The sequence below is a fragment of the Amphritea sp. HPY genome (genome assembly GCF_050870985.1).
Taxonomy (GTDB): domain Bacteria; phylum Pseudomonadota; class Gammaproteobacteria; order Pseudomonadales; family Balneatricaceae; genus Amphritea.
In genome coordinates, this window is record NZ_CP194015.1 from 294,253 (window position 1) to 315,843 (window position 21,591).

Consider the following 21,591-nt stretch of genomic DNA (forward strand, 5'->3'; position numbering starts at 1 on the left):
GTCGATGATGGCAAGTTGATTGTCTGACCTATGTTGAGTTAATAAGGCGGCCTTCTAGGGCCGTTTTTTTGTTTGGCTGATATGAAAAAAAAGGTGGGGATTAAATGTCAGTTTCAAACAAAATCGATGTCCTATTTGATATCGTCTTTTTATCTCTAAAGAGGATGTGAGAGGGGCGGAAAGAATGATGAAAATCAGGTATAACCAATTTGAGTAGTAATAAATAGGCTGGAATTAGTCATCATGTAAGGCTTTGTTGATATTTAAGTAGCGGACTTTGTGTAACACTGGTGTTGGCTTATTTTTCTTTATAAACAGTTGGTTAGTAGTTTGGTTTTGGAAAGGTTACGCCTGGATTGAAATATCAGATAGAGGTGGTGAAAGTACAGTGTAATGATGTCAGGTTTGAAACAGATTCGTAAACGAAGTTTGGCATGTTGAGGCATGTGTTATTAAACGCATAACACGTGCTATAATCGCGAAAATTTAAAACATAAACAGATTTTCTTATCGACAACGGACTGAGTCAGCCTTTAAAGCGTGCAAGGGATTTGATTGCGCATGAAGCTGACAGATAAGTAGAAAAATTATTGATCGTTGTGTCATTTTCCGGGGGGAAAGGATGGATAAGGCAATATCTGCTGAAGTGTCGGTTGTCGAAATAACTGGCGATGTAGTCGTTGTTGATGCGCAAGGAGTTGAGCGCGTATTAGTACCTGGTGATAAAGTGCAATCGGGGGCGATGGTTATTACTCCCGCGCAGGGAAGTATCGCCCTTAATACCGGAAAAACAGCGCCTGAGACGGTGCCTGAAAAGTCCGCCGCTATGGTCGAAGTCGATCCTAAGACAGGCGAAATTACTCTTGCTATCCATGCTCTTGAGAATGAATCTCCTGATGTTGCTTCTATCCAGCAAGCGATTTTGGCAGGCCAGGATCCGACCGAAGTCCTTGAAGAAACCGCTGCCGGTAACACCGAGCCACAAAATTCAGGTTTTTCTGAGTTTGAAGATGTCGATAGAACGGCTCAGGAAGTAATCGCTAACGCCGGGTTTGATACAACCGGAACGGCGCTCGATCTGGTCAAATTTCCAGAATATGAAGGTGAGTTTGTAGCCGCGTCAACTTTAGCAACTATCATTATTTCCGGCCCTGCGACTGTGGCTGAAGGTGAAATAGCTGAGTATGTTGTCAGCTTAAATCAGCCTGCGCTGACCGAAATGGTGGTAACTGTTGTTACCGGATTTATTGCCGGTGGCGCCGATGCGGATGACCTTGTTCCTGTTACTCAGGATGTTGTTATTGCCGCGGGCCAGGTATCTGGTTCATTGTCTGTTGTTGTTAATACACTGGACGATGCATACCTTGAAGGTGCTGAAGGATATCAGGTCTCTGTAGCCGGTTTTGTCGGCGGTGGATTTGATGAGGTTGAGAGTAGCTCCGTTGTCTCTACCGTAATTCTGGATGGTGCAGGCAGTGAGCCAGGTCCGGATCCTGTTGATACTGCAACTCTTACATTGAGTGGTCCTGCAACAGTCGCGGAAGGTGAAGCGGCAACTTATTCCTTATCAATCGATAAGGCACCGGCTACCGATATGACTGTAACTGTAGTTACCGGTTATGTAGTGAATGGTGCAGATAGTGATGACCTGACACCTGTAACTCAGGATGTGGTTATCAAGGCTGGAACAACAGTAGGCATGACCACTGTGGTAGTAAACACCACAGATGATGCATATCTTGAAGGTCCTGAAGGTTTTCAGGTTAAGGTCGATGGTGTTACCGGCGGTGGCTTTGAAAACGTTGATGCTACAACTGTAGCAGATACCGATATTCTGGATGGCAACGGTAATGAGCCGGGTCCGGATCCTGAAGATACTGCTATCCTGACGCTTAGTGGCCCGGCAACTGTTGCTGAAGGTGAAGCGGCAACTTATACCTTATCAATCGATAAGGCACCGGCTACCGATATGACTGTAACTGTAGTTACCGGTTATGTAGTGAATGGTGCAGATAGTGACGATCTGACAGCAGTCACTCAGGATGTCGTGATTAAAGCCGGTACTACGGCAGGCATTACATCTATTGTGGTCAGCACTACAGATGATGCCACTCTGGAAGGACCTGAAGGGTTTCAGGTCAAAGTTGATAGTTTTTCTGGCGGTAGCTTTGAAAACGTTGATGCCTCTACCGTAGCGGATACTGATATTGTCGATGGTAATGGTAATGAGCCAGGTCCGGATCCTGCTGATACTGTCTATTTGCAACTGCATGGGAATGATTCAGTTATAGAGGGCGATGGCGAAACGCTGAGCCATACAATTGATCTGGTGAAAGCTGAAGACGGTCTGTCTTTTGTTAGTCTTGCCGTTGGTGAATTAATTGAAGTTACTCTTAGCTACACACCTGTCGGAGGCATTGATGTCATAGTGCCTGAAGATCTGATTAGCCAGCAGGTAACGGTGACAATAATTGGTGATGGCGGGCCTCGATACACTATAGAGAATAGTGTTTTTGATGATGGCATTGTCGAAGGCGTTGAAGGTTATACGCTGAAAATACTATCAATTAATCCGGCTAATACTAGTACCAGCTTTGAAAACCTTGCAATAGATCCTAACAATAACCGTTCAGAAGGACGCATTATTGATAATGACAGCACCAATATTGCTGTAGACAGTGTCACTGTTGTTGAAGGTGAGGATAGCTTCGCTGAGTTTACGGTTAGCCTGACCCAGCTGAGTGTAGATGACGTTACCGTCGACCTTACGCTTGCCGATGGCAGTGCTCCAAATGATGCAACCAAAAATCTGGATTATGGTTCAGAGACAGAACTACAGGTTTCCGTTGATGATGGTGTTTCCTGGCAGTTGGCCAGCACTGTAACTATCGCTGCTGGCAAGGCCGATGTACTGGTCCGTGTGCCGGTAAATGAAGATTTCTATAAAGAAGGCGATGAGACATTCAGTCTGATTGCCACAGAAACAACATCCGTTACGGTTAATGGCGGTGCTTCAGGCACAGGAACCATCCAGGATGCCGGCTCGCCGGGTAATCCGGAAGGTGCGCCAACGCCTGAAGATACAGTTTATCTGCAGCTGAGCGGCAACGACACGGTTACAGAGGGCGATGGAAATGCTCTTCAGCACAGCATCAATCTTGTTGCTGCAGATGGTTTGACTCCAATCGCGCTCTCTGTCGGTAAAACCATTGAAATAACGTTGAGTTATGCCCCTATTGCAGGGGTAGATGCCGTTGAAGCGGCAGACCTGGATCCTCAGTTAGTCACGGTTACGATAGTTGGCGACGGAACCAGTAGCTACACCATTGATAACGCAGTGTTTGATGACAGTCTGATTGAAAGTACAGAAGGGTATGTTGTTCAGATAACTGGTATAAATCAGGCAAACAGTAATACCAGTTTTGAAAATGTTGCAGTAGATATCAATAACAACCGGGCAGAAGGTCGGATTATCGATAATGATCCACCGGTTATTGAAATTACACCGCCGGGAGACGGTGCTACACCAGCCATTACTGATGACATAAACCGCACCTACGAGAGCGGTCTGGACGATAACGACGGTTCCGAAAGTACCAGCGGCAGCTTCACCGTGACCGCCGCCGACGGTCTGGGCAGCATCGCCATCGACGGCACCACCGTCACCACCGGTGACAGCGTGACCCACAGCGGTATCGGTATCCTGACCGTCGGCACTATCGTCGATAACGGCAACGGTACCTACACCGTCAACTACAGCTACGACCTGAGTGCCGTGCAGACGCACAGCGCTGCGGGCAACGATGTTGTTACCGACACCTTCAGCGTCACCGCTGTCGATGGTGACGGCACGCCGACAGCCACGGCCTCCACCATCACCATCGAGATCGTCGATGATGTACCGGTGGCCGCTGTTGATACGGCCAGCACCACCGAGAACACCCAGGTCACCTACAACGTCATCAACAATGACGATGCCGGTGCCGACGGTGGCAAAGTACTGGTCAGCGCCAGCCTGGCAGACAACACCAAGGGCAGCTTGAGCTTCGATACAGCGACCGGCGAGATCAGCTTTACGCCGGCACTGGGCGTGGCGGATGAAGATGTCGTGATCAACTACACCATGCGTGATGCCGACGGCGACGTCAGCAACAGCACCCTGACGGTGAGCGTGGGGGCGGACTCTGTACCGACCATCACCACCACACCGCCGGATGACAATGGCACTGCGGATATAACCGACGACATCAATCGCACCTATGAGAGCGGTCTGGACGATAACGACGGCTCCGAGAGCACCAGCGGCAGCTTCACCGTGACCGCGCCGGACGGCCTGGGCAGCATCGCCATCGACGGCACCACCGTCACCACCGGTGACAGCGTGACCCACAGCGGTATCGGTATCCTGACCGTCGGCACTATCGTCGATAACGGCAACGGTACCTACACCGTCAACTACAGCTACGACCTGAGTGCCGTGCAGACGCACAGCGCTGCGGGCAACGATGTTGTTACCGACACCTTCAGCGTCACCGCTGTCGATGGTGACGGCACGCCGACAGCCACGGCCTCCACCATCACCATCGAGATCGTCGATGATGTACCGGTGGCCGCTGTTGATACGGCCAGCACCACCGAGAACACCCAGGTCACCTACAACGTCATCAACAATGACGATGCCGGTGCCGACGGTGGCAAAGTACTGGTCAGCGCCAGCCTGGCAGACAACACCAAGGGCAGCTTGAGCTTCGATACAGCGACCGGCGAGATCAGCTTTACGCCGGCACTGGGCGTGGCGGATGAAGATGTCGTGATCAACTACACCATGCGTGATGCCGACGGCGACGTCAGCAACAGCACCCTGACGGTGAGCGTGGGGGCGGACTCTGTACCGACCATCACCACCACACCGCCGGATGACAATGGCACTGCGGATATAACCGACGACATCAATCGCACCTATGAGAGCGGTCTGGACGATAACGACGGCTCCGAGAGCACCAGCGGCAGCTTCACCGTGACCGCGCCGGACGGCCTGGGCAGCATCGCCATCGACGGCACCACCGTCACCACCGGTGACAGCGTGACCCACAGCGGTATCGGTATCCTGACCGTCGGCACTATCGTCGATAACGGCAACGGTACCTACACCGTCAACTACAGCTACGACCTGAGTGCCGTGCAGACGCACAGCGCTGCGGGCAACGATGTTGTTACCGACACCTTCAGCGTCACCGCTGTCGATGGTGACGGCACGCCGACAGCCACGGCCTCCACCATCACCATCGAGATCGTCGATGATGTACCGGTGGCCGCTGTTGATACGGCCAGCACCACCGAGAACACCCAGGTCACCTACAACGTCATCAACAATGACGATGCCGGTGCCGACGGTGGCAAAGTACTGGTCAGCGCCAGCCTGGCAGACAACACCAAGGGCAGCTTGAGCTTCGATACAGCGACCGGCGAGATCAGCTTTACGCCGGCACTGGGCGTGGCGGATGAAGATGTCGTGATCAACTACACCATGCGTGATGCCGACGGCGACGTCAGCAACAGCACCCTGACGGTGAGCGTGGGGGCGGACTCTGTACCGACCATCACCACCACACCGCCGGATGACAATGGCACTGCGGATATAACCGACGACATCAATCGCACCTATGAGAGCGGTCTGGACGATAACGACGGCTCCGAGAGCACCAGCGGCAGCTTCACCGTGACCGCGCCGGACGGCCTGGGCAGCATCGCCATCGACGGCACCACCGTCACCACCGGTGACAGCGTGACCCACAGCGGTATCGGTATCCTGACCGTCGGCACTATCGTCGATAACGGCAACGGTACCTACACCGTCAACTACAGCTACGACCTGAGTGCCGTGCAGACGCACAGCGCTGCGGGCAACGATGTTGTTACCGACACCTTCAGCGTCACCGCTGTCGATGGTGACGGCACGCCGACAGCCACGGCCTCCACCATCACCATCGAGATCGTCGATGATGTACCGGTGGCCGCTGTTGATACGGCCAGCACCACCGAGAACACCCAGGTCACCTACAACGTCATCAACAATGACGATGCCGGTGCCGACGGTGGCAAAGTACTGGTCAGCGCCAGCCTGGCAGACAACACCAAGGGCAGCTTGAGCTTCGATACAGCGACCGGCGAGATCAGCTTTACGCCGGCACTGGGCGTGGCGGATGAAGATGTCGTGATCAACTACACCATGCGTGATGCCGACGGCGACGTCAGCAACAGCACCCTGACGGTGAGCGTGGGGGCGGACTCTGTACCGACCATCACCACCACACCGCCGGATGACAATGGCACTGCGGATATAACCGACGACATCAATCGCACCTATGAGAGCGGTCTGGACGATAACGACGGCTCCGAGAGCACCAGCGGCAGCTTCACCGTGACCGCGCCGGACGGCCTGGGCAGCATCGCCATCGACGGCACCACCGTCACCACCGGTGACAGCGTGACCCACAGCGGTATCGGTATCCTGACCGTCGGCACTATCGTCGATAACGGCAACGGTACCTACACCGTCAACTACAGCTACGACCTGAGTGCCGTGCAGACGCACAGCGCTGCGGGCAACGATGTTGTTACCGACACCTTCAGCGTCACCGCTGTCGATGGTGACGGCACGCCGACAGCCACGGCCTCCACCATCACCATCGAGATCGTCGATGATGTACCGGTGGCCGCTGTTGATACGGCCAGCACCACCGAGAACACCCAGGTCACCTACAACGTCATCAACAATGACGATGCCGGTGCCGACGGTGGCAAAGTACTGGTCAGCGCCAGCCTGGCAGACAACACCAAGGGCAGCTTGAGCTTCGATACAGCGACCGGCGAGATCAGCTTTACGCCGGCACTGGGCGTGGCGGATGAAGATGTCGTGATCAACTACACCATGCGTGATGCCGACGGCGACGTCAGCAACAGCACCCTGACGGTGAGCGTGGGGGCGGACTCTGTACCGACCATCACCACCACACCGCCGGATGACAATGGCACTGCGGATATAACCGACGACATCAATCGCACCTATGAGAGCGGTCTGGACGATAACGACGGCTCCGAGAGCACCAGCGGCAGCTTCACCGTGACCGCGCCGGACGGCCTGGGCAGCATCGCCATCGACGGCACCACCGTCACCACCGGTGACAGCGTGACCCACAGCGGTATCGGTATCCTGACCGTCGGCACTATCGTCGATAACGGCAACGGTACCTACACCGTCAACTACAGCTACGACCTGAGTGCCGTGCAGACGCACAGCGCTGCGGGCAACGATGTTGTTACCGACACCTTCAGCGTCACCGCTGTCGATGGTGACGGCACGCCGACAGCCACGGCCTCCACCATCACCATCGAGATCGTCGATGATGTACCGGTGGCCGCTGTTGATACGGCCAGCACCACCGAGAACACCCAGGTCACCTACAACGTCATCAACAATGACGATGCCGGTGCCGACGGTGGCAAAGTACTGGTCAGCGCCAGCCTGGCAGACAACACCAAGGGCAGCTTGAGCTTCGATACAGCGACCGGCGAGATCAGCTTTACGCCGGCACTGGGCGTGGCGGATGAAGATGTCGTGATCAACTACACCATGCGTGATGCCGACGGCGACGTCAGCAACAGCACCCTGACGGTGAGCGTGGGGGCGGACTCTGTACCGACCATCACCACCACACCGCCGGATGACAATGGCACTGCGGATATAACCGACGACATCAATCGCACCTATGAGAGCGGTCTGGACGATAACGACGGCTCCGAGAGCACCAGCGGCAGCTTCACCGTGACCGCGCCGGACGGCCTGGGCAGCATCGCCATCGACGGCACCACCGTCACCACCGGTGACAGCGTGACCCACAGCGGTATCGGTATCCTGACCGTCGGCACTATCGTCGATAACGGCAACGGTACCTACACCGTCAACTACAGCTACGACCTGAGTGCCGTGCAGACGCACAGCGCTGCGGGCAACGATGTTGTTACCGACACCTTCAGCGTCACCGCTGTCGATGGTGACGGCACGCCGACAGCCACGGCCTCCACCATCACCATCGAGATCGTCGATGATGTACCGGTGGCCGCTGTTGATACGGCCAGCACCACCGAGAACACCCAGGTCACCTACAACGTCATCAACAATGACGATGCCGGTGCCGACGGTGGCAAAGTACTGGTCAGCGCCAGCCTGGCAGACAACACCAAGGGCAGCTTGAGCTTCGATACAGCGACCGGCGAGATCAGCTTTACGCCGGCACTGGGCGTGGCGGATGAAGATGTCGTGATCAACTACACCATGCGTGATGCCGACGGCGACGTCAGCAACAGCACCCTGACGGTGAGCGTGGGGGCGGACTCTGTACCGACCATCACCACCACACCGCCGGATGACAATGGCACTGCGGATATAACCGACGACATCAATCGCACCTATGAGAGCGGTCTGGACGATAACGACGGCTCCGAGAGCACCAGCGGCAGCTTCACCGTGACCGCGCCGGACGGCCTGGGCAGCATCGCCATCGACGGCACCACCGTCACCACCGGTGACAGCGTGACCCACAGCGGTATCGGTATCCTGACCGTCGGCACTATCGTCGATAACGGCAACGGTACCTACACCGTCAACTACAGCTACGACCTGAGTGCCGTGCAGACGCACAGCGCTGCGGGCAACGATGTTGTTACCGACACCTTCAGCGTCACCGCTGTCGATGGTGACGGCACGCCGACAGCCACGGCCTCCACCATCACCATCGAGATCGTCGATGATGTACCGGTGGCCGCTGTTGATACGGCCAGCACCACCGAGAACACCCAGGTCACCTACAACGTCATCAACAATGACGATGCCGGTGCCGACGGTGGCAAAGTACTGGTCAGCGCCAGCCTGGCAGACAACACCAAGGGCAGCTTGAGCTTCGATACAGCGACCGGCGAGATCAGCTTTACGCCGGCACTGGGCGTGGCGGATGAAGATGTCGTGATCAACTACACCATGCGTGATGCCGACGGCGACGTCAGCAACAGCACCCTGACGGTGAGCGTGGGGGCGGACTCTGTACCGACCATCACCACCACACCGCCGGATGACAATGGCACTGCGGATATAACCGACGACATCAATCGCACCTATGAGAGCGGTCTGGACGATAACGACGGCTCCGAGAGCACCAGCGGCAGCTTCACCGTGACCGCGCCGGACGGCCTGGGCAGCATCGCCATCGACGGCACCACCGTCACCACCGGTGACAGCGTGACCCACAGCGGTATCGGTATCCTGACCGTCGGCACTATCGTCGATAACGGCAACGGTACCTACACCGTCAACTACAGCTACGACCTGAGTGCCGTGCAGACGCACAGCGCTGCGGGCAACGATGTTGTTACCGACACCTTCAGCGTCACCGCTGTCGATGGTGACGGCACGCCGACAGCCACGGCCTCCACCATCACCATCGAGATCGTCGATGATGTACCGGTGGCCGCTGTTGATACGGCCAGCACCACCGAGAACACCCAGGTCACCTACAACGTCATCAACAATGACGATGCCGGTGCCGACGGTGGCAAAGTACTGGTCAGCGCCAGCCTGGCAGACAACACCAAGGGCAGCTTGAGCTTCGATACAGCGACCGGCGAGATCAGCTTTACGCCGGCACTGGGCGTGGCGGATGAAGATGTCGTGATCAACTACACCATGCGTGATGCCGACGGCGACGTCAGCAACAGCACCCTGACGGTGAGCGTGGGGGCGGACTCTGTACCGACCATCACCACCACACCGCCGGATGACAATGGCACTGCGGATATAACCGACGACATCAATCGCACCTATGAGAGCGGTCTGGACGATAACGACGGCTCCGAGAGCACCAGCGGCAGCTTCACCGTGACCGCGCCGGACGGCCTGGGCAGCATCGCCATCGACGGCACCACCGTCACCACCGGTGACAGCGTGACCCACAGCGGTATCGGTATCCTGACCGTCGGCACTATCGTCGATAACGGCAACGGTACCTACACCGTCAACTACAGCTACGACCTGAGTGCCGTGCAGACGCACAGCGCTGCGGGCAACGATGTTGTTACCGACACCTTCAGCGTCACCGCTGTCGATGGTGACGGCACGCCGACAGCCACGGCCTCCACCATCACCATCGAGATCGTCGATGATGTACCGGTGGCCGCTGTTGATACGGCCAGCACCACCGAGAACACCCAGGTCACCTACAACGTCATCAACAATGACGATGCCGGTGCCGACGGTGGCAAAGTACTGGTCAGCGCCAGCCTGGCAGACAACACCAAGGGCAGCTTGAGCTTCGATACAGCGACCGGCGAGATCAGCTTTACGCCGGCACTGGGCGTGGCGGATGAAGATGTCGTGATCAACTACACCATGCGTGATGCCGACGGCGACGTCAGCAACAGCACCCTGACGGTGAGCGTGGGGGCGGACTCTGTACCGACCATCACCACCACACCGCCGGATGACAATGGCACTGCGGATATAACCGACGACATCAATCGCACCTATGAGAGCGGTCTGGACGATAACGACGGCTCCGAGAGCACCAGCGGCAGCTTCACCGTGACCGCGCCGGACGGCCTGGGCAGCATCGCCATCGACGGCACCACCGTCACCACCGGTGACAGCGTGACCCACAGCGGTATCGGTATCCTGACCGTCGGCACTATCGTCGATAACGGCAACGGTACCTACACCGTCAACTACAGCTACGACCTGAGTGCCGTGCAGACGCACAGCGCTGCGGGCAACGATGTTGTTACCGACACCTTCAGCGTCACCGCTGTCGATGGTGACGGCACGCCGACAGCCACGGCCTCCACCATCACCATCGAGATCGTCGATGATGTACCGGTGGCCGCTGTTGATACGGCCAGCACCACCGAGAACACCCAGGTCACCTACAACGTCATCAACAATGACGATGCCGGTGCCGACGGTGGCAAAGTACTGGTCAGCGCCAGCCTGGCAGACAACACCAAGGGCAGCTTGAGCTTCGATACAGCGACCGGCGAGATCAGCTTTACGCCGGCACTGGGCGTGGCGGATGAAGATGTCGTGATCAACTACACCATGCGTGATGCCGACGGCGACGTCAGCAACAGCACCCTGACGGTGAGCGTGGGGGCGGACTCTGTACCGACCATCACCACCACACCGCCGGATGACAATGGCACTGCGGATATAACCGACGACATCAATCGCACCTATGAGAGCGGTCTGGACGATAACGACGGCTCCGAGAGCACCAGCGGCAGCTTCACCGTGACCGCGCCGGACGGCCTGGGCAGCATCGCCATCGACGGCACCACCGTCACCACCGGTGACAGCGTGACCCACAGCGGTATCGGTATCCTGACCGTCGGCACTATCGTCGATAACGGCAACGGTACCTACACCGTCAACTACAGCTACGACCTGAGTGCCGTGCAGACGCACAGCGCTGCGGGCAACGATGTTGTTACCGACACCTTCAGCGTCACCGCTGTCGATGGTGACGGCACGCCGACAGCCACGGCCTCCACCATCACCATCGAGATCGTCGATGATGTACCGGTGGCCGCTGTTGATACGGCCAGCACCACCGAGAACACCCAGGTCACCTACAACGTCATCAACAATGACGATGCCGGTGCCGACGGTGGCAAAGTACTGGTCAGCGCCAGCCTGGCAGACAACACCAAGGGCAGCTTGAGCTTCGATACAGCGACCGGCGAGATCAGCTTTACGCCGGCACTGGGCGTGGCGGATGAAGATGTCGTGATCAACTACACCATGCGTGATGCCGACGGCGACGTCAGCAACAGCACCCTGACGGTGAGCGTGGGGGCGGACTCTGTACCGACCATCACCACCACACCGCCGGATGACAATGGCACTGCGGATATAACCGACGACATCAATCGCACCTATGAGAGCGGTCTGGACGATAACGACGGCTCCGAGAGCACCAGCGGCAGCTTCACCGTGACCGCGCCGGACGGCCTGGGCAGCATCGCCATCGACGGCACCACCGTCACCACCGGTGACAGCGTGACCCACAGCGGTATCGGTATCCTGACCGTCGGCACTATCGTCGATAACGGCAACGGTACCTACACCGTCAACTACAGCTACGACCTGAGTGCCGTGCAGACGCACAGCGCTGCGGGCAACGATGTTGTTACCGACACCTTCAGCGTCACCGCTGTCGATGGTGACGGCACGCCGACAGCCACGGCCTCCACCATCACCATCGAGATCGTCGATGATGTACCGGTGGCCGCTGTTGATACGGCCAGCACCACCGAGAACACCCAGGTCACCTACAACGTCATCAACAATGACGATGCCGGTGCCGACGGTGGCAAAGTACTGGTCAGCGCCAGCCTGGCAGACAACACCAAGGGCAGCTTGAGCTTCGATACAGCGACCGGCGAGATCAGCTTTACGCCGGCACTGGGCGTGGCGGATGAAGATGTCGTGATCAACTACACCATGCGTGATGCCGACGGCGACGTCAGCAACAGCACCCTGACGGTGAGCGTGGGGGCGGACTCTGTACCGACCATCACCACCACACCGCCGGATGACAATGGCACTGCGGATATAACCGACGACATCAATCGCACCTATGAGAGCGGTCTGGACGATAACGACGGCTCCGAGAGCACCAGCGGCAGCTTCACCGTGACCGCGCCGGACGGCCTGGGCAGCATCGCCATCGACGGCACCACCGTCACCACCGGTGACAGCGTGACCCACAGCGGTATCGGTATCCTGACCGTCGGCACTATCGTCGATAACGGCAACGGTACCTACACCGTCAACTACAGCTACGACCTGAGTGCCGTGCAGACGCACAGCGCTGCGGGCAACGATGTTGTTACCGACACCTTCAGCGTCACCGCTGTCGATGGTGACGGCACGCCGACAGCCACGGCCTCCACCATCACCATCGAGATCGTCGATGATGTACCGGTGGCCGCTGTTGATACGGCCAGCACCACCGAGAACACCCAGGTCACCTACAACGTCATCAACAATGACGATGCCGGTGCCGACGGTGGCAAAGTACTGGTCAGCGCCAGCCTGGCAGACAACACCAAGGGCAGCTTGAGCTTCGATACAGCGACCGGCGAGATCAGCTTTACGCCGGCACTGGGCGTGGCGGATGAAGATGTCGTGATCAACTACACCATGCGTGATGCCGACGGCGACGTCAGCAACAGCACCCTGACGGTGAGCGTGGGGGCGGACTCTGTACCGACCATCACCACCACACCGCCGGATGACAATGGCACTGCGGATATAACCGACGACATCAATCGCACCTATGAGAGCGGTCTGGACGATAACGACGGCTCCGAGAGCACCAGCGGCAGCTTCACCGTGACCGCGCCGGACGGCCTGGGCAGCATCGCCATCGACGGCACCACCGTCACCACCGGTGACAGCGTGACCCACAGCGGTATCGGTATCCTGACCGTCGGCACTATCGTCGATAACGGCAACGGTACCTACACCGTCAACTACAGCTACGACCTGAGTGCCGTGCAGACGCACAGCGCTGCGGGCAACGATGTTGTTACCGACACCTTCAGCGTCACCGCTGTCGATGGTGACGGCACGCCGACAGCCACGGCCTCCACCATCACCATCGAGATCGTCGATGATGTACCGGTGGCCGCTGTTGATACGGCCAGCACCACCGAGAACACCCAGGTCACCTACAACGTCATCAACAATGACGATGCCGGTGCCGACGGTGGCAAAGTACTGGTCAGCGCCAGCCTGGCAGACAACACCAAGGGCAGCTTGAGCTTCGATACAGCGACCGGCGAGATCAGCTTTACGCCGGCACTGGGCGTGGCGGATGAAGATGTCGTGATCAACTACACCATGCGTGATGCCGACGGCGACGTCAGCAACAGCACCCTGACGGTGAGCGTGGGGGCGGACTCTGTACCGACCATCACCACCACACCGCCGGATGACAATGGCACTGCGGATATAACCGACGACATCAATCGCACCTATGAGAGCGGTCTGGACGATAACGACGGCTCCGAGAGCACCAGCGGCAGCTTCACCGTGACCGCGCCGGACGGCCTGGGCAGCATCGCCATCGACGGCACCACCGTCACCACCGGTGACAGCGTGACCCACAGCGGTATCGGTATCCTGACCGTCGGCACTATCGTCGATAACGGCAACGGTACCTACACCGTCAACTACAGCTACGACCTGAGTGCCGTGCAGACGCACAGCGCTGCGGGCAACGATGTTGTTACCGACACCTTCAGCGTCACCGCTGTCGATGGTGACGGCACGCCGACAGCCACGGCCTCCACCATCACCATCGAGATCGTCGATGATGTACCGGTGGCCGCTGTTGATACGGCCAGCACCACCGAGAACACCCAGGTCACCTACAACGTCATCAACAATGACGATGCCGGTGCCGACGGTGGCAAAGTACTGGTCAGCGCCAGCCTGGCAGACAACACCAAGGGCAGCTTGAGCTTCGATACAGCGACCGGCGAGATCAGCTTTACGCCGGCACTGGGCGTGGCGGATGAAGATGTCGTGATCAACTACACCATGCGTGATGCCGACGGCGACGTCAGCAACAGCACCCTGACGGTGAGCGTGGGGGCGGACTCTGTACCGACCATCACCACCACACCGCCGGATGACAATGGCACTGCGGATATAACCGACGACATCAATCGCACCTATGAGAGCGGTCTGGACGATAACGACGGCTCCGAGAGCACCAGCGGCAGCTTCACCGTGACCGCGCCGGACGGCCTGGGCAGCATCGCCATCGACGGCACCACCGTCACCACCGGTGACAGCGTGACCCACAGCGGTATCGGTATCCTGACCGTCGGCACTATCGTCGATAACGGCAACGGTACCTACACCGTCAACTACAGCTACGACCTGAGTGCCGTGCAGACGCACAGCGCTGCGGGCAACGATGTTGTTACCGACACCTTCAGCGTCACCGCTGTCGATGGTGACGGCACGCCGACAGCCACGGCCTCCACCATCACCATCGAGATCGTCGATGATGTACCGGTGGCCGCTGTTGATACGGCCAGCACCACCGAGAACACCCAGGTCACCTACAACGTCATCAACAATGACGATGCCGGTGCCGACGGTGGCAAAGTACTGGTCAGCGCCAGCCTGGCAGACAACACCAAGGGCAGCTTGAGCTTCGATACAGCGACCGGCGAGATCAGCTTTACGCCGGCACTGGGCGTGGCGGATGAAGATGTCGTGATCAACTACACCATGCGTGATGCCGACGGCGACGTCAGCAACAGCACCCTGACGGTGAGCGTGGGGGCGGACTCTGTACCGACCATCACCACCACACCGCCGGATGACAATGGCACTGCGGATATAACCGACGACATCAATCGCACCTATGAGAGCGGTCTGGACGATAACGACGGCTCCGAGAGCACCAGCGGCAGCTTCACCGTGACCGCGCCGGACGGCCTGGGCAGCATCGCCATCGACGGCACCACCGTCACCACCGGTGACAGCGTGACCCACAGCGGTATCGGTATCCTGACCGTCGGCACTATCGTCGATAACGGCAACGGTACCTACACCGTCAACTACAGCTACGACCTGAGTGCCGTGCAGACGCACAGCGCTGCGGGCAACGATGTTGTTACCGACACCTTCAGCGTCACCGCTGTCGATGGTGACGGCACGCCGACAGCCACGGCCTCCACCATCACCATCGAGATCGTCGATGATGTACCGGTGGCCGCTGTTGATACGGCCAGCACCACCGAGAACACCCAGGTCACCTACAACGTCATCAACAATGACGATGCCGGTGCCGACGGTGGCAAAGTACTGGTCAGCGCCAGCCTGGCAGACAACACCAAGGGCAGCTTGAGCTTCGATACAGCGACCGGCGAGATCAGCTTTACGCCGGCACTGGGCGTGGCGGATGAAGATGTCGTGATCAACTACACCATGCGTGATGCCGACGGCGACGTCAGCAACAGCACCCTGACGGTGAGCGTGGGGGCGGACTCTGTACCGACCATCACCACCACACCGCCGGATGACAATGGCACTGCGGATATAACCGACGACATCAATCGCACCTATGAGAGCGGTCTGGACGATAACGACGGCTCCGAGAGCACCAGCGGCAGCTTCACCGTGACCGCGCCGGACGGCCTGGGCAGCATCGCCATCGACGGCACCACCGTCACCACCGGTGACAGCGTGACCCACAGCGGTATCGGTATCCTGACCGTCGGCACTATCGTCGATAACGGCAACGGTACCTACACCGTCAACTACAGCTACGACCTGAGTGCCGTGCAGACGCACAGCGCTGCGGGCAACGATGTTGTTACCGACACCTTCAGCGTCACCGCTGTCGATGGTGACGGCACGCCGACAGCCACGGCCTCCACCATCACCATCGAGATCGTCGATGATGTACCTGTTGCCAATGCAGACAGTGGTTCTGTTACCGAAGATGCTCTTGCGAATACAGTTATTGGCAATGTCATCACCGGTACAGGATTTGCTGCTGCTGATCAGCCGGGTGCTGATGTACCAGTCAATGTAGTTGGCGTAGCGGCGGGTAATACAGCTGCAGATCTTGAAAGTGCAGTAACAGTTAACACTGTTATTAACGGTACTTACGGTACTATCATTATTGCGGCAAACGGTGAATATACTTACACCTTAGATAACTCTAGGACGGTAACTCAGGAATTAGCCTTCGGCGCTACCCCCGATGAAGTGTTTACTTACACCATTAGAGATGGCGACGGTGATCTTAGCCATACAACAGTGACTATTACTGTTAACGGTGCCAATGACCTGCCGGAGAGTGCTGATAAATCAATCATTATTAATGAAGATGAAACCTATCAGTTTGTACTAACTGACTTTGCCTTTAACGATGCTGATACAGCGGATTCTCTACAGAGTATTCGTATCGACTCGGTTGCAACAGAAGGCAGTCTGGTATTTGATGGAGTAGTGATAACCGCAGCTAACCTGGCGGCTTTCAACGGTGGCTCTAATGTGATCGATGTAGCAGATCTGTCCAAGTTTACTTTCGTGCCGGATCTTCATGAGTCAGGTGCTGATGTTTATGGTGGCAGTTCTGAAGGTGATCAGCAGGCGGATTATGCCTCTTTCGACTTCAGTGTCAGCGATGGTAATGACTGGAGTGTAAGTTCCTCCACTATTACCATCGATGTGACGCCCGATGCTGACGCACCAACACTGTCTGTTGGTGCTACTCAGTCTGGCGTTGAAGGTACTCCGATTGCGCTTTCAGCGATCAGTGTTGGATTCTCTGATCTGACAGATAATTCCGAAACACATACTCTGGTTATTTCTGATATTCCGGCAGGCTCGGTATTGACTGATGGTACGCATACCTTTACTGCAACCGCAGCGGGTAACAGTATTGATGCAACCGGTTGGGATCTGGCTAACCTGAGTTATACTGCGCACGCCGATGTGCCGGATAGCATCAGTGAAAACCATACATTAAAGGTGACTGCCACTGCTCAGGAAATAGCTGATGGTGTTGTAGTAGATACCGAATCTGTGGTGCAGGATCTGGTTATTAATGTGGTTGATACGGCTCCTGTCGCAGTGAGTGACTTTGACTCCGTTGGCTACGGTGGCGCGACATCTGGCAATGTAATTACCGGTGATGGTGGTGATTCTGTAATGGAAGATCAACTTTCAGAGGATTCCGTTACATTTACAACTATTAGCTTTGGAAGTGAAACATATACCTTCGATGCTTCCGGTCAGCTCTTTGATGGTTTGAATAATGCAGTTGTTAATAACACTATTATTGCCGATCACGGAACTTTACAGATCAACAGTGATGGTAGTTATCAATATGATTCTACAGACAGTAAAGTAGTAGTTTCTCACTCCGGCAGTGATTTGGTTAACGACTGGACCAAGATCGATGTTAAAGCCTTTACTGAAGGTGAATATGATCCGAATAGTTCAGCTGATCTTGATCTGACACTGGCTTCTGTTAATCAGGTGAGTACCAATAATAATCGACTTGGCGTTGGTGGTAACCCTGATGGTAAGCATATTGGGCAGGATGGTGCAGGAAGTGAGGCTCTGGTGTTTAGCCTGACAACTGAGACTAAGATTGCCACAATCGACTTTAATGGCATGGGTAGTTCAGAGCAGGCCGTGATTCGTTATTATGAAAGTGATAACAAATATATAGGTCAAAAATTAGTTTCTGGTGCCGGTAATGGCACTGAGACAATTCAGTCAGATACGGCTTTCCAGTATATCGTTGTTTCCGCGTTAAATGATGACGCCAGTTTCCGGGTAGATGGTGTTAGCTTTGTACAGGCTAACGAAGGCTCAGACAGTTTCAACTATACGATTCTTGATAGTGATGGTGATAGTAGTGCTGCAGTCTTAACCGTGCAACATGATATGAAAGTGACCGCGGTTGATGATACTGCTCAGGTGTCTGAAAGTGGCTTGGCAAACGGTACTGCTGCTAATACCGATCTGGAGATAGCAACGGGTGATCTGCTATCTAATGACTCAGGTATCACTCCAGGATCAGTTATCTCCCAGATAAGCAGTGACGGTAACACTGATAATTCTACTGATGCCAATGGCGTTCTGACAGTTGTCACTGAACACGGCACCATCCAGGTTTATACACAGGACTATAACGGTCAGAGTGCCGGTTACTATGAGTATGAGCTTACAGGTGCGACTACTGGCGACAATGTTACTGACACTATCACCTACACAGTATCCGATGGTTCAACCACCTCAACTGCAACGCTGACTATCGACATTAATGATGATGCGCCTCTTGCCCGGGATATTGTGCAAGAGTTGCCAGAGTCCGATGAAGTGGATTACAACCTGGTATTTGTCCTCGATACATCCGGCAGTATGAGCTACGCACAATGGGGCGGTGAGGTTAAGTCGGTTGATGAGAATGGCAATGTAACAATCCGTACCCGTCTTGATATGGCAAAAGCCGCGCTGATCGAGCTGGTTAAAGAGTATTTTGCCCAGACGCCATCGGTTGAATTGAAGCTGATTACCTTTGACAACAGTTCAGATCTGCTCAATGACGGTAACTCATACTCTGATGAGACCAGTGCAATCGCGGCTATTAACGCAATTACCGGTAGTAGTAGCACGACTAACTACCAGGCAGCACTGGATAACGTGGCTACAGCCTTCGGCGGTGGTTACTATGATACTTCTGCAAATAATACAGTGTATTTCCTATCTGATGGTGAGCCAACAACGGGTCAGACCGGAACAGGCTTAGATAGCTATGATAGCTTCCTTGTCGGCAAAGATATTGACTCTTATGCGGTTGCTATAGGAACGGGTATCAGTGATTACACCGAATTAAACAGAATTCACAATGTTGATGCTGATGGCAGTGGTGTTAAAGATCCTGCGATCAATGTGCCGGATCTGGACAAACTCGACGAAGAGCTGCTATCGACGGTTCCGGCCAGTTATGGCGGTAACGTGCTTACAGGTTCAACCAGTGGCGTTTCTACTTTTGGTGCCGATGGCGGATTTGTAGAATCGATTACTATCACCCTGAATAACGGTACGGCTGATGAGTCGGTGATCTTCAGTTACGATTCTGTCGCGAAGGAAGTATCTATTACACAGAATGGTAGTTTCCTAAGTGGCTTCCCTCAGGTCAGCGATACACTGACACTGACCAGCGCTGAAGGCTTTGAGTACGGTAAGCTGGTATTTGATTTTGCCAGCGGTGACTATCAGTACTTTACTGAAAATGTGGTATCTGAAGGGGATCAGTTCAGCTTTGGTTTTGTTGCCAACGATAACGATGGTGATGTGGCTCAAGCGACAACAACCATTAAAGTTATAGATGGCAAACCGGTTGCGGAGAATGACAGTGATACGCTGTTTGCCCAGAGCTCTGTGTTTGAGGGCAATGTGGTCAGCGGTATTGGTACCGATGGTGGCGTTAATCTTGGCGCGCAGTTAACATCGTTTACCCAGCAGGGCTCCGGCGTTGATAATGCAATCGATGATGCTCAGGTTTCTTCGGTGACATTCAAGGGTGTTACCTATGATCTGACAACAGACAGCGCCTTTAACGGTTCTGAATATGGTTATGTTATCAGCGGCGGTGAGCTTGTCTGGACTCACAATAATGACGGTAGCGTACTGACGTTCAATGTCACAGGTTACTATCACTATACGCCGCCGACAGCAGATATACCGACAAACCCAGCAGCATCGGTCTTAACTTACGATCTGCTAAACAACGCTGATGCGACTTCAGCTGGCGTCATTCTGCAGGGTATGTCCAGTACTAGCAGTACTCCTGATAGAGCTATTACTTTTGAAGATTCAGACGGAGTAGGAGTCAGCGGTGGGGTGTACCCTGAAATTGATAACCTTGAATCGTTAGTGATTACATTTGATCGTGCAGATCATCCGAACGGTGTCTCGGATGTTCAGATAGATATCGATGGCTCTGATAGTAACCTGGGAGGAAATAACTCTCTGACCTATACCATCTACCACCTTGATGGTTCTGAGATCGGGCAGTTCAGTAGTGCCAGTGAAGGTTGGAATACAGTCCCGGTTGAGTACAGCAATATAGGTCAGATTGTAATTCAGGCTGCCAGTGGTACAAGTAGCTCAGCTACTTATGCGCGGGTTAGTGGTATTCGCTTTGCAGAGGTTACAATCGATAACTCGGCTACGGCAATCGATGCAGAGGAGATCGGCTATACCCTGACCGATACGGACGGTGATAGCTCTGATGCGACACTGACGCTGAGCACAATCAGCAATACAATAGTGGGTGACGCAGCTGTCAATAACCTGACCGGAACTGACGGCAACGACCGATTGGTCGGTCTGGAAGGAGACGATATCTTACAAGGCGGTATCGGACATGATTTGATAGAGGGCGGGGCCGGTGTCGATACTATCAGCGGTGGTGCTGGCTCTGACCGTTTACTGGGTAGTATGGGCAACGATATCCTCAGTGGTGATATTGGCGACGATATTCTGATGGGTGGTGCGGGTAATGACCTGCTGAATGGTGGTTCAGGTTCTGATAGCTTTACCTGGTTAGGTGGGGATCAGAGTCTGACAGTAATGCCGGCGGTGGATCATGTGCAGGACTTCAATCATGCTGAAGATCTGTTAGACCTGTCTGATCTGTTAGATTCAATCGGTGCTCAGCCTAATATCATTGAGGAATTCCTTAGTGTGAGCCAGGGGGCCGAAGGTACCGTTTTGAGTGTTAAAGGTGGTTTTGGTGGCTCGATTGCCCAGGAAATCGTGCTTGACGGTATAGATATAAATACTTTGAAGAGCGATCTGGGTATAACTGGCGGTACTAATGAAGAACTACTGAATCAGCTTATTTTGGATTCCAAAGTAATAATTTAATGAGTAGTGGGCAGCCTGAAGGACCGGGCTGCTCTGTTTTTTATACTTGGCAAATTGGGTGTGAT

At 55.3% G+C, this 21,591-nt stretch carries 1 protein-coding gene; it reads left to right on the plus strand.

Annotated features, from left to right (window positions below; translation table 11 throughout):
- The first annotated feature begins 622 nt into the window (after nt 1-622).
- Nucleotides 623-21,526, plus strand: a complete 20,904-nt coding sequence (locus ACQUQM_RS01345) for an Ig-like domain-containing protein (RefSeq protein WP_432472688.1) — start codon at nt 623-625, stop codon at nt 21,524-21,526.
- Nucleotides 21,527-21,591: the final 65 nt, after the last annotated feature.